Source organism: Bhargavaea cecembensis, assembly GCF_000826125.2.
Taxonomy (GTDB): domain Bacteria; phylum Bacillota; class Bacilli; order Bacillales_A; family Planococcaceae; genus Bhargavaea; species Bhargavaea cecembensis_B.
Genome location: NZ_LN651373.1, coordinates 1,257,811 through 1,273,086 on the forward strand (window position 1 = coordinate 1,257,811; position 15,276 = coordinate 1,273,086).

16 protein-coding genes are annotated in these 15,276 nt (G+C 57.9%); 14 read left to right on the forward strand and 2 right to left on the reverse strand.

The genetic code is table 11. The features are described 5' to 3' along the window. Positions 1–275: 275 nt before the first annotated feature. Positions 276–527, reverse strand: a complete 252-nt coding sequence (locus BN1189_RS11730; RefSeq protein ID WP_040228284.1) for a ferredoxin — start codon at positions 525–527, stop codon at positions 276–278. 102 nt (positions 528–629) lie between these two features. Here BN1189_RS11730 and BN1189_RS11735 point away from each other — a divergent pair, with 102 nt between their 5' ends. The 6 genes from BN1189_RS11735 (at position 630) to BN1189_RS11760 (ending at position 6,775) form a co-directional block, all read left to right on the forward strand. Then, positions 630–1,718: a helix-turn-helix domain-containing protein gene (locus tag BN1189_RS11735; protein ID WP_052455830.1), complete on the forward strand. Its 1,089-nt coding sequence runs from the start codon at positions 630–632 to the stop codon at positions 1,716–1,718. Then, on the forward strand, positions 1,660–3,129 hold the full coding sequence (locus tag BN1189_RS11740) for a RecQ family ATP-dependent DNA helicase (protein WP_040228285.1): 1,470 nt from the start codon (positions 1,660–1,662) through the stop codon (positions 3,127–3,129). Before BN1189_RS11735 ends, BN1189_RS11740 begins: the two co-directional genes overlap by 59 nt. A gap of 67 nt (positions 3,130–3,196) precedes the next feature. Next, the gene (locus BN1189_RS11745) at positions 3,197–4,036 is read left to right on the forward strand and encodes a LysM peptidoglycan-binding domain-containing protein (RefSeq protein ID WP_040228286.1); all 840 of its coding nucleotides are present in this window, start codon (positions 3,197–3,199) and stop codon (positions 4,034–4,036) included. Between the two features lie 84 nt (positions 4,037–4,120). Continuing rightward, positions 4,121–4,750 carry a CBS domain-containing protein gene (locus BN1189_RS11750; protein WP_040228288.1) on the forward strand — a complete coding sequence of 210 codons (630 nt, stop codon included), beginning with the start codon at positions 4,121–4,123 and terminating at the stop codon, positions 4,748–4,750. Between the two features lie 260 nt (positions 4,751–5,010). Beyond that, a complete protein-coding gene (locus BN1189_RS11755; RefSeq protein ID WP_052455831.1) occupies positions 5,011–5,796 on the forward strand; it encodes a metallophosphoesterase in 786 nt (261 codons plus the stop codon). A 10-nt stretch (positions 5,797–5,806) separates the two neighbouring features. Next, entirely contained in the window at positions 5,807–6,775 is a 969-nt protein-coding gene (locus BN1189_RS11760; RefSeq protein ID WP_040228289.1) for a YpdA family putative bacillithiol disulfide reductase, read from the forward strand. A 49-nt stretch (positions 6,776–6,824) separates the two neighbouring features. Here the strand turns inward: BN1189_RS11760 and BN1189_RS11765 are convergent, their stop codons facing one another. Next, a complete protein-coding gene (locus tag BN1189_RS11765) occupies positions 6,825–7,799 on the reverse strand; it encodes an asparaginase (RefSeq protein ID WP_040228292.1) in 975 nt (324 codons plus the stop codon). A 70-nt stretch (positions 7,800–7,869) separates the two neighbouring features. On the opposite strand from BN1189_RS11765, the gene prsW reads away from it, so the two are divergent. From prsW to BN1189_RS11805, 8 genes are all read left to right on the forward strand, one after another. Continuing rightward, positions 7,870–8,553, forward strand: a complete 684-nt coding sequence (prsW, locus tag BN1189_RS11770; protein WP_040228293.1) for a glutamic-type intramembrane protease PrsW — start codon at positions 7,870–7,872, stop codon at positions 8,551–8,553. A gap of 158 nt (positions 8,554–8,711) precedes the next feature. Then, complete coding sequence (gene sleB, locus BN1189_RS11775) at positions 8,712–9,440, forward strand: spore cortex-lytic enzyme (RefSeq protein WP_052455834.1); 729 nt, start codon at positions 8,712–8,714, stop codon at positions 9,438–9,440. Positions 9,441–9,449: 9 nt separating this feature from the next. Next, on the forward strand, positions 9,450–10,739 hold the full coding sequence (locus BN1189_RS11780) for a PepSY1/2 domain-containing protein (RefSeq protein WP_040228296.1): 1,290 nt from the start codon (positions 9,450–9,452) through the stop codon (positions 10,737–10,739). Positions 10,740–10,967: 228 nt separating this feature from the next. Further along, positions 10,968–11,642, forward strand: a complete 675-nt coding sequence (gene cmk, locus BN1189_RS11785) for a (d)CMP kinase (RefSeq protein WP_040228297.1) — start codon at positions 10,968–10,970, stop codon at positions 11,640–11,642. Continuing rightward, a complete protein-coding gene (locus BN1189_RS11790; RefSeq protein WP_040228300.1) occupies positions 11,642–12,235 on the forward strand; it encodes a lysophospholipid acyltransferase family protein in 594 nt (197 codons plus the stop codon). The genes cmk and BN1189_RS11790 overlap by 1 nt, the downstream gene beginning before the upstream one ends. 72 nt (positions 12,236–12,307) lie before the next feature. After that, on the forward strand, positions 12,308–13,489 hold the full coding sequence (gene rpsA, locus BN1189_RS11795; protein WP_040228301.1) for a 30S ribosomal protein S1: 1,182 nt from the start codon (positions 12,308–12,310) through the stop codon (positions 13,487–13,489). 198 nt (positions 13,490–13,687) lie between these two features. Beyond that, a complete protein-coding gene (gene der, locus BN1189_RS11800; RefSeq protein WP_040228302.1) occupies positions 13,688–14,998 on the forward strand; it encodes a ribosome biogenesis GTPase Der in 1,311 nt (436 codons plus the stop codon). 22 nt (positions 14,999–15,020) lie between these two features. Then, positions 15,021–15,276: NAD(P)-binding domain-containing protein (locus BN1189_RS11805; protein ID WP_040228305.1), on the forward strand; the 256-nt coding region annotated here is incomplete at its 3' end.

A 15,276-nucleotide genomic window follows, 5' to 3' on the forward strand; every position in this document is an offset into this window, starting at 1 on the left:
CTCAGAGAGCCTCGAAATGAATCAGTTGACTCGGGAAGCTGACACGTTGTGTATCTAGGGCAAAACGTTGTGTATCTCGAGCAAAACGTTGTGTATCTAAGGCGAAACGTTGTTTATCTTGGCCAAAACGTTAATTAGCTAAGCCGAAACGTTAATTAGCTGTACTGAAACGCGACAACTTGACGGGAATAGAACGTCTCTTCTGCGAGAGAGGCCTTAAATAAATAAAAGCCGGCCGCCCCCGTGATGGGAGCGGCCGGTTTCGCGAGCGCGGCTCAGCCTTCGTATTTCAGCGGATCCCCGTCGAACGGGGCGTCCGCGGCTTTGATCGAATCGGTCGGGCAGCCGTTGAATGCGTCTTCCATATCCTCGACGAGCTCTTCTGGAACTTCGGCAGTCCCCGTGTTATCATCAAGGATAACAAAGGCCAGCCCTTCATCGTCGTAGTCATATATATCAGGGGCGGCTGCACCGCAGGCCCCGCATGCTATGCAAGTATCCTGGTCAACAATCGTGAACTTCGGCATCGTGGTCTCTCCTTCTCTCTTCTATCCGAACATTCCTCTCTCATTCTAATGCTGTTTTTGGCACTTATCAACCGGAAGAAACTATGGAACTGGAGGCCCGGGATGCGCTTTGACGAGATTTTACTCGCCATCATCAGCCGGCTGGACGGCGAACGGTACAAACACGCCGCATTTCACCTTATGAAGGGGAAACGCTCCGGCCAGACGCTGCAAGATACGGAATATTACGGGCTGCATCCGTTTTTTGGGATGCTGCCCTCTTTGAGCAACGCGGAATTTGATCTTGCGTACGGACGGCTCCTAGGGGAAGACGCGATCCGGGAGTCGGACGGCGGCCTCGTCAGCCTGACGGCAAGCGGGAAGGAACGGGCCGACCGCCTTCCCCAAAGCCGTCTGAACGGGTGGGTCTACCGGGGAAGGGAGCGGATCTTCTTCGCACGGCTGGCACTCGCCGTCCAGACGATTTCCCATCTCAAGACAGGCGACCGCAGCTTTGTGCCGGTGACGAATGATCCGGCGATCCAGCAGGACGTGAGGAAGGTTCTCCTCCCCGCCCTCCGGAACGCGTCGCCCGCCGCCGTCCGGGATGAGGTCGTCTCGAGCCTGCGGGACACCGGGATGGATGACGGCCGCCTCGGCCGGCTCGCAGGGCGGCTGAGCGGAAAAGGATTGACCGGTCTCACCTGGATGCAGCTGTCCGAAGCTTCCGGCATGGACGTCATCGACCTGAAAGTGGAATGGGTGGAGTCGCTGCACATCTGGCTCGGCGGGATCGAGAGCGGGAAGTTCCCGTTCCTGACGGCGCTGGCCGAGGGCATCAGGCCGGACAGCCCCCTCACCGGATCGGCCAGGAAGACGGACGAGCTGTACCGGAACGGACTCGGCATGGAGGAGATCGCTGCGAGGCGCAGACTGAAAATGAGCACCATCGAGGACCACTTCGTTGAAATCGCCATCAACGATCCGCTGTTCCCCCTCGGCCGGTTTGTGCCGGATGAAGAAGCGGCGGCTGTGGCGGAAGAGATGAAGCGGCTCGGGACGAGGAAGCTGAGCCTCCTGAAAGAGAAGTTCCCGGGCCTCTCTTATTTCCAGCTCCGGCTCACGCTCGCCCGCATGGGAAAGGAGGACGGGAATGGAAACGATCAGTCAAGAACAGCTCACCCAATTGCTGAAACGCATCACCGGATATAATTCGTTCCGTCCGGGGCAGGAAGAGGTTATCCGGTCGGTCCTGGCCGGCCGCGACACGATCGCCGTGCTTCCGACCGGAGCCGGGAAGTCGCTCTGCTACCAATTGCCCGTGCATCTGACGGGCGGGACCGTCCTGATCGTGTCTCCGCTCCTGTCCCTGATGGAAGACCAGGTCGCCCAGCTCAAGCGCGAAGGGGAGAAAAGCGTGGCCGCGCTCAATTCTTTCCTGACGCCCGGCGAGAAATCGGCCGTGCTCCGCAATCTTCATCAATACCGGTTCATCTTCACTTCGCCTGAAATGCTCATGCAGCGCCATGTCTCCGAACGCCTGAGGAGTCTCCGCCTCGCCTATATCGTCGCGGACGAAGCCCATTGCATCTCCCAGTGGGGATTTGATTTCAGGCCCGATTATCTGCGTCTCCGCGAATGGCTTGCAGGGTTCAGTGAAAGACCGCCCGTCCTCGCGCTCACCGCGACCGCTTCCGACAAGGCGATCGGGGATATCGAAAATTATCTCATGATGCACTCGCCGGCCAAATATATCCATCCGCCGGACCGGCCCAATGTGGCCCTCCAGATCATCCCGCTCAAAGACCGGGAGGAAAAAACAGAATGGATCCGGAGGGAGATTTCCCGGGCTTCCGGGCCGGGGATCCTGTATGTCCAGTCCAGGAAGCGGGCGGAGATGCTGGCAGGACTCCTCCGGGCGGACGGGGTTCCGGCGGCCGCGTTCCACGCCGGCATGGAGAAAGATGACCGGATGCTCGTCCAGCAGCAGTTCCTGAACGGCGAACTGGAATGGATTTGCGCGACGAACGCATTCGGCATGGGCATCAACAAACCGGACGTCCGCCGCATCATCCACGATCAGTTCCCGCCGTCCGCCGCCCAGTATATCCAGGAGATCGGCAGGGCCGGACGGGACGGTAAACAGTCGCTGGCCACCCTGCTTTATTCCCCGTCGGATGCGGACGCGGCGGTGTTCATCTCGCTTGATGAATTGCCCGATCCGGCCGCTGTGCGGTTTCTGGCGGAGTGCATGAACAACGGGGAACCGCCCGAACAGGCAGGGGAACGGGCAGGCTTGTCCGAAACGGCGGTCCGGGTCGCCGCCTACTGGATCGCGGAAGAAGGGGCGGACGGCGCCGCCGGAAGAATGGAAGAATTGGCAGCCGGAAAGTCCCGTGAAATCGGGGAGATGATCCGGTTCGCGGAAGGGGACGGCTGCATCCGGGAAAGACTGCTGAACCTGTTCGGCGCAAGGCCGGTGGGAACGGACGTTGTCTGCTGCTCGGCTTGCGGTCTTCCGGCTGATCTTCTGGCGAATGCCGTGCCGGCGGCCAGGAACCGCCCGGCGCTGCTCGACTGGCAGGAGAGGATCGACCGGTTGTTCGGCGTCGCGTCCTCCTAATGGCGTTTACATTTCCGACATCATTCGGCATAATATGAGTACGACCAAATGATGGAGGGAGACGGCCATGGCGACAGACGACTACAGGCAGAAGTTCGAAGAGCACCGTCAGGAAATTTCGGTTGGCGACAATGCCGGTGAGCCGGACAAGCCGTTGACGCGGGCGGAACTGCACGGCAGGAAAGCACCGTCTTCCGAAAAACGGAAAGACAAGCAACCGAAACCGAAGAAGCAGAAGAGAAACCGCGGCGGATGGCTGATCAATACACTGCTCATTCTGTTCATGCTTATTCCGACTTCGCTATTTATTTATGTATATTACTTCTATGATCCGATCGACAGCGGAAACGCCGCGTCCATTGAAAACGATGTAGGCATCGAAACATCCGTATCCGGAGAAGGATCGGGCCCTGATGGAGAGGAAGCTGCAGGCGCAGCCGCCGATTCCGATAAAGACAAGGAAGACGCAGAAGAGAAAAAACGCGCCGAACAGCAGCGCCTCGAAGAGCAGAAGCGCCTGGAAGAACAGCAGAAAGCAGAGGAAGAAAAACAGAAACAGGAAGAGCAGAAGCAGCTCGAAGAACAAAAAAAGCAGGAAGAGCAACAGCGCATCGAACAGCAGAAGAAACAGGAACAACAGCGCCTCGCCGAACAGAAAAAACAGGAGCAGCAGCTGGCCGAGCAGAAGAAACGCGAAGAACAGCAGCGTGCCGCTGAGCAGAAAAAGCGCGAGGAGCAAGAGAAAGCCAATCAAGCCGCCAGATCCCACACGGTCAAAGCCGGGGAGACTCTGTACCGCATTTCGGTCAACTACTACGGTTCGGGTGACGGCGTAGACAAGATCAAGCGGGCGAACGGCCTGCCTTCAAACGAGATCTCTGTCGGGCAAACATTGACCATTCCGTGATTAGGAAGCCGAAAAAAGGGAATTTGCATAAGTGCATCGAAACTTTTAATCAGGCAGGAAAATATCACGGGATGAGGTGCTGGCATGTTTGTGAGAAGCGTCATGATACCGAAAAAGAAATGCGTGACGGTCCAGATCGGTGAACCGCTGTCGAAAGTGCTCGAGCTTCTGAGAAGAGAAGACATCGACGCACTGCCGGTGTTGGACGGAAACCGGTATTGCGGAATCGTCAACCAGTACTTGACTTATGAAGCCTATTTCCATTCCGGCAAGGACAAGCAGGCCTACCTGGAAGAAACGCCGCTTTCCGATATCATCATCCGAAAAGACATCACGCTGTCCCTTGACGACGTTTTCGAGAAGTCCTTCCTGGAGATCAGTGACTTTCCGATCATCGCGGTGACTGAAGGGGACGAGTTCCTCGGCATCATCACCCGGCCGGATATCGTGAAGACCATCAAAAGCGCGTTCGGCATGGAACGGAGCGGTGTCCGCATCACGTTCACTTCCGTGGAGACGGAAGGCCGGATCGCCCGCCTCGGAGAACTGCTGAACAAACATCACGAGTCGGTCATTTCGCTCGTGACTTTCGACGAGACGGACAAGCTCCTCAGACGGATTGTCCTGAAGATTGAAAAAAGCGGCAATCTGGATCAATTCCTGAACCATCTGGAAAAGACCGGATTCCGAGTGCTTCATATCAATGAGGATTGATTGGTCCGGAATATCCGATGGGCAAGGGCACTGACCTTTGCCTTTTTTTGTTGCCCGGAAACTTATATACTAATGTTCAGGGCGTTCAATGTGCGCCCTGTTTTGATTTGCAAAGTTGAAGCCGTCTATAACCATCAGGCGGTTCGGCAATTGTGCCGGCCGTGCCGCGGAAGCCATCGATCGAAACGGGGCGCAGCGGCATAGACTGGAAGCATGGATTTCGTTTATTGCCCGGCAACCGGGCAAAGGCCAGACTGGGAGTGATTCAGACGATCAAGCAACTAATAACAGGCACGGCAGCGGCAACGGCCGTCCTGCTCGGCTATATGGCCGCTAATGCCAAACACGCAACCATCCGGCGCCATGACGCCGTCGTTTCGGCCTGCCGGGAAGGCAGCGGGCCGACGCTCTTTTTTATTTCTGACATTCATAGGCGACGTGTGACGAAAACACTCATCCGGGAAGCCGGAGGGCCGTTCGATGCCGTCATCATCGGAGGGGACCTTGCGGAAGGCGGGGTTCCGGCGGAGCGGATCCGAGAGAATGTCAGGCGGCTGTCCGGCCTCGGGCCGGTTTATTACGTATGGGGGAACAATGACCGGGAGGCCGGGGAAGAGCTGATCCGTGACAGCATCGCCTCTGTCGGCGGGTCGGTCCTTGACAACAGCTCGGCTCGGCTGCCGGGCACGGGGCCGAGGTGGATGCTCGTCGGCACGGACGATACATCTTCTTATAATGTCGACATTGCAAAGGCGTTTGACGGGATTTCGGGAGAAGACGCCGTCGTCTTCGTGAGCCATTCTCCGACCGTTTTCCGCATGCTCGGCGTCGACCGGGAGCCCGCAGTCCGCATTGCCGGGCATACCCACGGCGGACAGATCCGGCTCGGCAAGTTCGGCATGCTTGAAAAAGGGGCATACGAGGCCGATAATGGAAAAGTGAAGCTCATTAGCAACGGATACGGCACCACGCTTCTGCCGCTCAGGCTGGGGGCGCCTGCAGAGTGCCATATCATCAGGCTGCGGGCAGAAAAGGAACGGAAATAGGTGAAGGAACATGATATCTGAAGAAGCCATCATCATCGGCGGCGGGCCGTGCGGGATCGCGGCGGCCATCGCCCTGCAAGACGCGGGCATCCGTCCGCTGATCATCGAAAAAGGAAATGTCGTCAACGCCATCTACAATTATCCGACCCATCAGACGTTCTTCAGCTCCAGCGACAAACTGTCGGTCGGCGACGTGCCGTTCATCACGGAGCATCTGAAGCCGAAGCGCAATGAAGCGCTCGTCTACTACCGGGAAGTCGTCAGGCGCAAGTCCCTCCGCGTCAACCGGTTCGAGAAGGTCACCGGCGTTGAAAAAGAAGGCGGCTCTTTCCTGGTCAACACCGACAAGGGAGAATACGAGGCGCCCGTCGTCGTGGTCGCGACCGGCTACTATGACCATCCGAACTTCATGGGGATTCCGGGCGAGGACCTGCCGAAAGTCTTTCATTACTTCAAGGAAGCCCACCCGTACTTCGGGATGGACGTGCTCGTCATCGGAGGGAAGAACTCCGCCGTGGACGCAGCCATTGAACTTCACAAGGCGGGGGCCCGGGTGACGGTCGCTTATCGCGGCAGCGAGTATTCCCCGAGCGTGAAGCCCTGGGTGCTGCCGGAATTCGACGCGCTCGTGAGGAACGGCGAAGTCGAAATGAAGTTCAACACGCATCCGGTGGAAATCACCGCGTCAGAAGTGATCCTCGAGGACGAGGCCGGCCGCCACGCCATTCCGAATGACTTCGTGCTGGCCATGACGGGCTACCATCCGGACCACTCTTTCCTGAAAGCCATGGGCATCGGGATCGACGAGGAATCCGGGCGGCCGCTGTTCAATCCGGAGACGATGGAGACGGCGGTCCCCGGCCTGTTCATCGCCGGCGTCATCGCGGCCGGAAACAATGCCAACGAGATCTTCATCGAAAACGGGCGCTTCCACGGCGCGATGATCGCGAAAAAAGCCGTGGACTACACCGGCAATTAAAAGACGGACAGCTGCAGGAATTGCAGGCTGTCCGTCTTTTTTTGCTGGTTTAATGCCCTCTGAATGACTCGGCGATCCCGTCCATGCCGAGCCCCGCGGAAATGGCGATCAGAAGCTGGAGCCTGGCTTTCTGGCCGCTCAGACCGTGGGCGAAGATGACGCCTTCCTCTTCGAGCATCCGTCCGCCGCCTTCATAGCCATAGACCGGCTGGGCAATGCCGTTGAAGCAGCGAGATACAAGGACGACGGGTATTCTTTCTGCGACCAGCTTCCGGATGCCGGGCAGGACGGACGGCGGAACGTTCCCTTGGCCGAGCCCTTCCAGCACGACGCCGGCATATCCGGCATTCGCCGAGTGAATAAGGAATTCCGAGTCCATTCCGGCATACACTTTCAGGAGAGCGACGGACCGGCCGATCTCATCGATTCGGAAATGCGTCCGGTAAAGCGGCGCATGATGAAAATGGACATGGCCTTTCGTCACGAGTCCGATCGGGCCGTACTGGGGACTTTGGAAGGTATTCACATTTGACGTGTGGGTCTTCGTCACATTTTGCGCCGTATGGATCTCATCGTTCAAGACAACCAGTACGCCCTTGTCCCGGGATTCATCGGATGAAGCGACCCGGATCGCCGTCAGTACATTATGCACCCCGTCCGAACCGATCTCATCCGCGCTCCGCATCGCACCGGTGAGCACCACGGGCATATCAGTGCTGAGCGTCAGATCCAGGAAAAAGGCGGTCTCCTCAAGCGTATCGGTCCCGTGGGTGATGACGACTCCGTCAATCGTCTGCTCCAGCGCGGTTTTCTCGATGAGTTTCTTCAGCTCAAGCATATGTTCCGGGGTGATATGCGGCGACGGAAGATTGAACGCCTCGATTTCGATGATGTCGTCGAGCACGCCGAGCTTTGCAATCTCGCCCATGAGCGGATTGTTGAGTGCCGGCGAGACCGCGCCCGCTTCATCGGTCGTCATGGAAATGGTGCCGCCTGTATGGATCAGCAACAATGTCTTTTTCAATAAATCGTACCTCCTGGACGGCGGGGCCGTGTTATACTTGGCATGATGCCTGAAGAAAGGGGGGCGAACCATGTTCATGCTGCTGACGGTGGCCATCGCCCCCGGCCTGGCATTGTTCAGCTATTTTTATCTAAGGAAGCAAATTCAGAAAGAACCTTCCCGAAGTCTTTTCCATTCTTACATATACGGCATGCTTCTGACGTTCCCGATCCTGTTCATCCAGTACGTCTTCGAAGAGGAGGGGGTCTTCCACTCGGTCTTTTTCCGGGACGCCATCTTCACGAGCGCGCTCGAGGAATTCTTCAAATGGTTTGTCCTCCTCATCGTCGTCTACCGGCACGTCGATTTCCGGGATCCATACGACGGGATCCTGTTCGGCGCTTCCGTCTCGCTCGGTTTTGCGACGGTCGAGAATGTCCTTTACCTGTTGACGTTCGGCCTCGATGAAGCGCTGCTCCGGGCGCTGCTTCCCGTTTCAAGCCACGCCCTGTTCGGCGTCGTCATGGGCTATTATCTGGGCCAGGCCAAATTCGTTCCGGCGGCCTCGACACGGCCGATGCTGTTCCTGTCTCTTCTCAGCTCGTTCGGCCTCCATTTTATCTACAATGCCATCCTGCAGGCCGGCGGCTCCTACAATCTCTATCTTCTCATCCCGTTCATGCTGTTCCTCTGGTGGTTTGCCCTGACGAAAGTGAAGCGGGCGCACCTCCTCGCGATCGACCAGTATATCGAGGACCGGCGGCAGAGCCGGTGAAAATTCCATGCATCCAGCGAAAATCCGACTCCGGTCGGATTTTTTTGTTCATATTCGGGCAGATTGAGCACAACCTACCGGAGAAAGGAGGAAATGCCGTGTATCGCAAACGACCGGGCAGAAAGCCGGCATTGCTTCTCGCACTGCTGCTGGCCCTCATGATCGCCGTGCCTGCCGGCAAGCAGGCGTTCAGCGAACAGGACATCGCCCGCGGCGCATTCGGTGATGATGTCATTGAACTGCAGGCGAGGCTGCAGTGGATCGGCCAGTACGACGGGAAAATCGACGGGAAGTTCGGCTACGGGACATACTGGGCAGTCCGCAGGTTCCAGGAAGCGTACGGGCTCCCGATTGACGGGGTGGCAGGAAGCGCGACGAAAGCCAAACTGTCATCTGTATCAAAATATCATAAACAATTTGTGATGGACAACATTGCGGCCGGCAACCAATTCACCCATTTTGGCGGAACGCCTCTGGAGAACCAAGTGAAAAAAGGTGGCGGGGGCCAGTCGGCAAACCTTCCAGCCGGCTACAGCGAGCGGGACGTGCAGCTTTTGGCCAACGCAGTCTACGGCGAAGCCCGCGGAGAGCCGTATGAAGGCCAAGTGGCGGTGGCGGCCGTCATCTTGAACCGGGTGGAACATGCCGATTTTCCGAACACGGTGAGCGGCGTTGTCTTCCAGCCGCTTGCCTTTACGGCAGTGGCGGACGGGCAGATCTGGCTGACGCCGAATGAACGGGCGAAGGAAGCCGTCATCGACGCGATCAACGGATGGGACCCGACTGAAAACGCGATTTATTACTTTAACCCGGCCACTGCGACGAGCAAGTGGATCTGGTCGAGGCCGCAGATCAAAAAAATCGGGCAGCACATTTTCTGCTTGTGAGGGGTCAACATGAAAAAACTATTGTTCATTTTAAGTTATGCGACTGTCGCCCTTGCGGTATTCTCCTGGAGTGCCCACGCGGAAAATGAAAGACTGACGCTTCTTCTCAACGGGCAATACACCGATAAGCTGTCCGAATCGTCCGAGCAGCTGACCGAACTCGAACGGGAAGTCCGGAAAGTGATCCTGTACCGCGACCCGTCATCTGCAGAAGAGCCGCTCGGGAATATCTGGCGGCTGTCTTCGGAAATGAAGAACAACCTATCGTCGTTGCCGCTCGACCGGCATTTCTCCAGCGAATGGATGAACTACCTGACGCGTCTGGGCGACTATGCGGACCTGGCTTCACGCGGGGCGATCCCCCAGGAGAAATGGGAGAAGGCACTCGGCAATGCGGCGTCGAACCTCGCGGAGTTTTCCGGCGAATGGTCTGCCGCCACGCAGGACATGTTCATCGGCGGGACGGGGCCGGATGAGTGGTTCGCGCGGATGGAAGGCGACGTTCCGGACAAGCGGTGGACGGATCTCGGACATGCCGTCAAGACGTATGCAGAGTCAGATTTCCCGCTGACTGCGAGCGAACACGATGAGCAGAAGAAAAAAGACCTTAAGCACCTGAAAGACGAGCCGGTGGACCGGCAGGAGGCGATCCGTCTTTTCCGTGAATTGTTCCCCGCCTACAACAAGGCTTCCGTGCATGTGAGCGAAAGTGGGAAAGACGCAGCCTACCCGTTCTTCCATATCCGATTCCAGGATGGCGTCCGGATCGGCTATGCGGACCTGACCGAGAAAGGCGGCCATCTGCTTTCGCTGCTCGTCGAGCGCCCGGCCGGCGAAGAAAGAATGACCGAAGCGGAAGTCCGCGAAAAGGCCGGCGAATTCCTCCGTTCGGCCGGCTATGAAGATCTCGTATTCGAGGAATCCCGCGAAAACACGAACGTCTGGCACCTCTCCTTCGTCCGGGTCGATCCGAAGAACGGCGCCAAAGTGTTCGCCGACGGCATCCAGCTGAAGCTCGCGAAAGACGACGGGGAAGTGCTCGGCGTGAACGCCATGGAGTACATCCAGAAAGAAGACATCAGCGAACAGCCCGTCAAACCGTTCGACCCGGACAACTTCTTCACCGACGGCACACAGGTCCACTCAAGCGAACTGGCCTACACGGCAAACCGGCAACTCGTCCAGCGGCTCTGCCACCTCCTCATCGTCACGAAGGAAATCGGAGGCAGAACAGACACCTACCGCATCATGGTGGACACCGAAACAGGAGAAATCCTCAAAAGCGAACTCCTCCACTGACGCACGGGCGGGAAACGTTTCGTATCTCAAGCGAAGCGTTGTTTATCTCAGGTGAAACGTTGTGTATCTGTGCTGAGACTTTAATTAGTCAAGCCGAAACGTTCATAAGCCCGACCGAGGCGTGCCGCATCGCAGAATCCCTCTGCTTTGCGGCACGTCTCATTGCAGTCGAACTGGCCGTCGGCGTTATGTTACAATGGATTCGAATTGACCTGAGGAGAGTTGACGATGGAACAGAAGATTCGGATTGCGATTGACGGCCCGGCCGCCGCAGGAAAAAGCACGATTGCGAAGCTTGTCGCCGGCAGGCTTGGGTATACATATATTGATACCGGAGCCATGTACCGGGCCATGACGTATAAGGCTCTCCGGGCGGGCATAGATTTGGACAAGGCCTCGGAAGTGGAGGCGCTTCTGCCCGGAACGGAGATCCTGCTGAAGCCCGGCCCGGATGGACAGACGGTCATCCTGGACGGGGAGGATGTATCCGGCGTAATCAGGACGGCGCCCGTCACGAACGGAGTGTCGGCCGTATCCGCCCACGCGGGGGTCCGGTCTTACATGGTTGCGGAACAACGCCGGATGGCACGGGAAGGGGGGGTCGTCATGGACGGCCGCGACATCGGAACGGCTGTCCTGCCCGATGCGGAGCTGAAGGTGTTCATGACGGCGAGCGTGGACGAGCGTGCCCGGCGCCGGCATCTTGAGAACCTGGCCCGCGGATTCGAATCGGATCTCGGCCTGTTGGCGGAGGAGATCGCGGTCCGCGACAAGAAAGACAGCGAGCGCGCCGTGTCGCCGCTCGTCCGTGCGGAAGATGCGACCCTCCTGGATACGACCGACATGACGATCGCGGAGGCCGCGGAAGCGATCATCCGCCTGGCGCAGGGGAGGGCGGACTGATGGATTTTTATCAATTCGCCAAGTCTGTCGTCTACGGCGTCTTGAAGCCCCTTTACAGGCTGGACGTGAAAGGAACGGAGAACTTCCCGAAAACGGGGGGCGTGCTGCTCTGCGCCAATCACATCAGCCTCCTCGATCCGCCGACCGTCGGTATTTGCGCGCCGAGGCCCGTCAATTTCATGGCGAAGGCCGAGCTGTTCGAAGCCCCGGTCCTCAAGAACCTGCTTCCGGGGCTGCACGTTTTCCCGGTGAAGCGGGGACTGAGCGACAGGAACGCCATCCGGACGGGCATCAATCTCTTGAGGGACGGACAGGTGGTCGGCATGTTTCCCGAAGGGACGCGGAGCAAGGACGGGCGCCTCGGCAAACCGATGTCGGGCGCCGGGTTTTTCGCGCTCAAGGGCGGCGACGCAGTCGTCGTCCCGTGTGCCGTCATCGGGGAGTACAAGCCGTTCCGGAAAGTGAAAATCCGCTTCGGCGAGCCGATCGACATGGCCCCTTACCGCGAACGCCGGGCATCGGCCGATGAAGCGGCAGAGCTCATCATGGAACGCATCGCCGAGCTCATCGAAAGAGAAAAAAGGGCGGAATAAGCATAATTTTTTGTTTTTATAACCGGTTTCGCATAAAATGGTGTAAGGAACCTTTATGGAGGAGGACTAGGCATGAGTGAAGAGATGAACAACATGGAACAAAATATGGAAAACCAAGAGATTCTTGAATTCAAACAAGGAGACCGGGTCAACGGCACGGTCGACAAAATTGAAGACAAATCCGTTACGGTGACAATCCCGGGGGCGCCGTTCGACGGAGTCATCCCGATCAGCGAATTGTCGAGCCTCCACATTGAAAAGGCGTCCGATGCCGTCCAGGTCGGAGACGAGCTGGAACTCATCATCATCAAAGTAGAAAACGATAATGAAAACTTCGTGCTCTCCAAGCGCAAGGTGGACGCGGAAGCGGCATGGGACGACCTGAAGGCCCAGTTTGATTCAGGCGAGACGATCACCGCCGAAGTGAAGGACGTCGTGAAGGGCGGCCTCGTCGTGGATCTCGGCGTGCGCGGCTTCGTTCCGGCCTCCCTCGTCGAAGACCACTACGTGGAATCATTCGACGATTACAAGGGACGCGAAATGACATTCAAGATCGTCGAGATGGACAAGGAGAAGAACCGGCTCATCCTGTCCCACCGCGCGGTTATCGAAGAAGAGAAGGAAGCGATGAAAGGCGAAGTCCTCGACCGCATCCAGGAAGGCGATGTGCTTGACGGGACGGTCCAGCGGATTGCTTCATTCGGCGCATTCGTCGACATCGGCGGCGTCGATGGCCTCGTCCACATTTCTCAGGTCGCCCACGGACACGTGGACCAAGTGAGCGATGTCCTGAAGGAAGGCGACAAAGTGCAGGTCAAGGTCCTTTCGGTGGACCGCGACAACGAGCGCATTTCCCTCTCCATCAAAGACACGCTGCCCGGACCTTGGGAAGACATCGAAGAGAAAGCCCCGAAAGGCTCGACCCACACCGGCACGGTGAAGCGGATCGTTTCCTACGGCGCATTCGTGGAGGTGTTCCCGGGCGTCGAAGGGCTCGTCCACATTTCCCAGATGGCCCACCACCACATCGGCACGCCTCATGAAGTGATCGAGGAAGGCCAGGAGGTCCAGGTGAAGGTCCTCGACGTGAACAAGCAGGACAAGCGCCTCTCCCTCTCCATCAAAGAGATGCTGCCGAGGGAAGACGGCGGCCGCAGGGAAGTCCGCGAAGATGAATACGAGCTTCCTGAGGAGAACAAAGGATTCTCGATCAGCGACGTCATCGGCGACAAGCTGAAAGGATTCTCCGAGTGACAAAAAGGTGAACACACATACGGTGATGGCGCTGATAGATGCGCCGTCACCGTTTTGTTGTATAATGACATGAGATGAAACGGATCCATCACGCGGCAGGCGGCAACTGCCGGAGCAGGCGGTGCGGAAACTCAGCCGCGTGTCCGCCTCCCGCGGACGGATGGACTCAACTGATAAGTTTCCGGAAGGGTGGAACCAATGACCAAACCGACAGTAGCGATCGTCGGACGGCCGAATGTCGGCAAATCGACAATTTTTAACCGAATCGTCGGCGAACGGATTTCGATCGTCGAAGATATCCCAGGCGTCACGAGAGACCGGATTTACAGTTCGGCGGACTGGCTGAACCATGATTTCAACCTCATTGACACAGGAGGCATCGATATCGGGGACGAGCCGTTCCTTGAACAGATCCGGCAGCAGGCGGAAATCGCCATCGACGAAGCGGATGTCATCATCTTCCTCGTGAACGGACGTGAAGGGATGACGGGGGCGGACGAGCAGGTCGCAAAGATCCTCTACAAGACGAAAAAGCCGGTCGTCCTCGCAGTGAACAAGATCGACAACCCGGATATGCGGGATATGATCTATGACTTCTACGCACTCGGATTCGGCGAACCGTACCCGATCTCCGGCTCGCACGGCCTCGGCCTCGGAGACCTGCTCGACGAAGTCGCGAAGCATTTCCCGGATCCGTCCGAAGAAGAGCTGGAAGACGACGTCATCCGGTTCTCGCTCATCGGCCGGCCAAACGTCGGGAAATCATCGCTTGTCAACGTGTTCCTCAATGAGGAGCGGGTGATCGTGAGCGACGTCGCAGGCACGACCCGTGATGCAATCGACAGCGACTTCATCCATGACGGCCAGAAGTACAAAGTGATCGACACGGCCGGCATGAGAAAGAAAGGCAAAGTGTACGAAACGACCGAGAAGTACAGCGTGCTCCGGGCACTCCGTGCGATCGAGCGCTCCGACGTCGTCCTCGTCGTCCTGAACGGGGAGGAAGGCATCCGCGAGCAGGACAAGCGCATTGCCGGATATGCCCATGAGGCGGGCAAGGGCGTCATCATCGTCGTGAACAAATGGGATGCCGTCGAGAAAGACGAGAAGACGATGAACAAGATGACCGAAAACATCCGGGACAATTTCCAGTTCCTCGACTACGCGCCGATCGTCTACGTTTCCGCGAAGACCCGGCAGCGGGTTTTCCAGATTCTCGGGATCATCCAGACGGTCAGCGAAAACCATGCGCTCCGGATCCAGTCGAGCATCCTCAACGAAGTGATCGAAGATGCGGTGGCCATGAACCCGGCTCCGTCGGACAAGGGCCGCAAGCTCCGCATCTATTATATGACGCAAGTCCAGGTGAAGCCGCCGACGTTTGTCGTCTTCGTCAACGACCCGGAGATCATGCACTTCTCCTACGAGCGTTTCCTGCAGAACAAGCTGCGGGATGCCTTCGGGTTCGAAGGGACGCCGATCCGGCTCATCACCCGAAAACGCAGCTGATGACTGAAAGGATTTGAATGCAATGACGAAGGTGACGGTACTCGGAGCCGGCAGCTGGGGAACCGCCCTGGCGACGGTTCTGGCCGACAATGGACACGACTGCACGATCTGGGCACGCCGTCCGGAACAGGCGGAAGAGATCGCCGGCCGGCACACGAACGAGCGGTATCTTCCGGGTGCCGCACTCCCGCCGGCGCTCAAGGCGGAGAGCGGCCTGCCGGAGGCGGTGGCCGGATCGGAAATCATCGTCGTGGCGGTTCCGACCGCCGGCATCCGGG

Coding starts and splice junctions, on each gene's coding strand:
- BN1189_RS11730 (WP_040228284.1), bottom strand. CDS start 527: ATGCCGAAGTTCACGATTGTTGACCAGGATACTTGCATAGCATGCGGG.
- BN1189_RS11735 (WP_052455830.1), top strand. CDS start 630: ATGCGCTTTGACGAGATTTTACTCGCCATCATCAGCCGGCTGGACGGC.
- BN1189_RS11740 (WP_040228285.1), top strand. CDS start 1,660: ATGGAAACGATCAGTCAAGAACAGCTCACCCAATTGCTGAAACGCATC.
- BN1189_RS11745 (WP_040228286.1), top strand. CDS start 3,197: ATGGCGACAGACGACTACAGGCAGAAGTTCGAAGAGCACCGTCAGGAA.
- BN1189_RS11750 (WP_040228288.1), top strand. CDS start 4,121: ATGTTTGTGAGAAGCGTCATGATACCGAAAAAGAAATGCGTGACGGTC.
- BN1189_RS11760 (WP_040228289.1), top strand. CDS start 5,807: ATGATATCTGAAGAAGCCATCATCATCGGCGGCGGGCCGTGCGGGATC.
- prsW (WP_040228293.1), top strand. CDS start 7,870: ATGTTCATGCTGCTGACGGTGGCCATCGCCCCCGGCCTGGCATTGTTC.
- sleB (WP_052455834.1), top strand. CDS start 8,712: ATGATCGCCGTGCCTGCCGGCAAGCAGGCGTTCAGCGAACAGGACATC.
- BN1189_RS11780 (WP_040228296.1), top strand. CDS start 9,450: ATGAAAAAACTATTGTTCATTTTAAGTTATGCGACTGTCGCCCTTGCG.
- cmk (WP_040228297.1), top strand. CDS start 10,968: ATGGAACAGAAGATTCGGATTGCGATTGACGGCCCGGCCGCCGCAGGA.
- BN1189_RS11790 (WP_040228300.1), top strand. CDS start 11,642: ATGGATTTTTATCAATTCGCCAAGTCTGTCGTCTACGGCGTCTTGAAG.
- rpsA (WP_040228301.1), top strand. CDS start 12,308: ATGAGTGAAGAGATGAACAACATGGAACAAAATATGGAAAACCAAGAG.
- der (WP_040228302.1), top strand. CDS start 13,688: ATGACCAAACCGACAGTAGCGATCGTCGGACGGCCGAATGTCGGCAAA.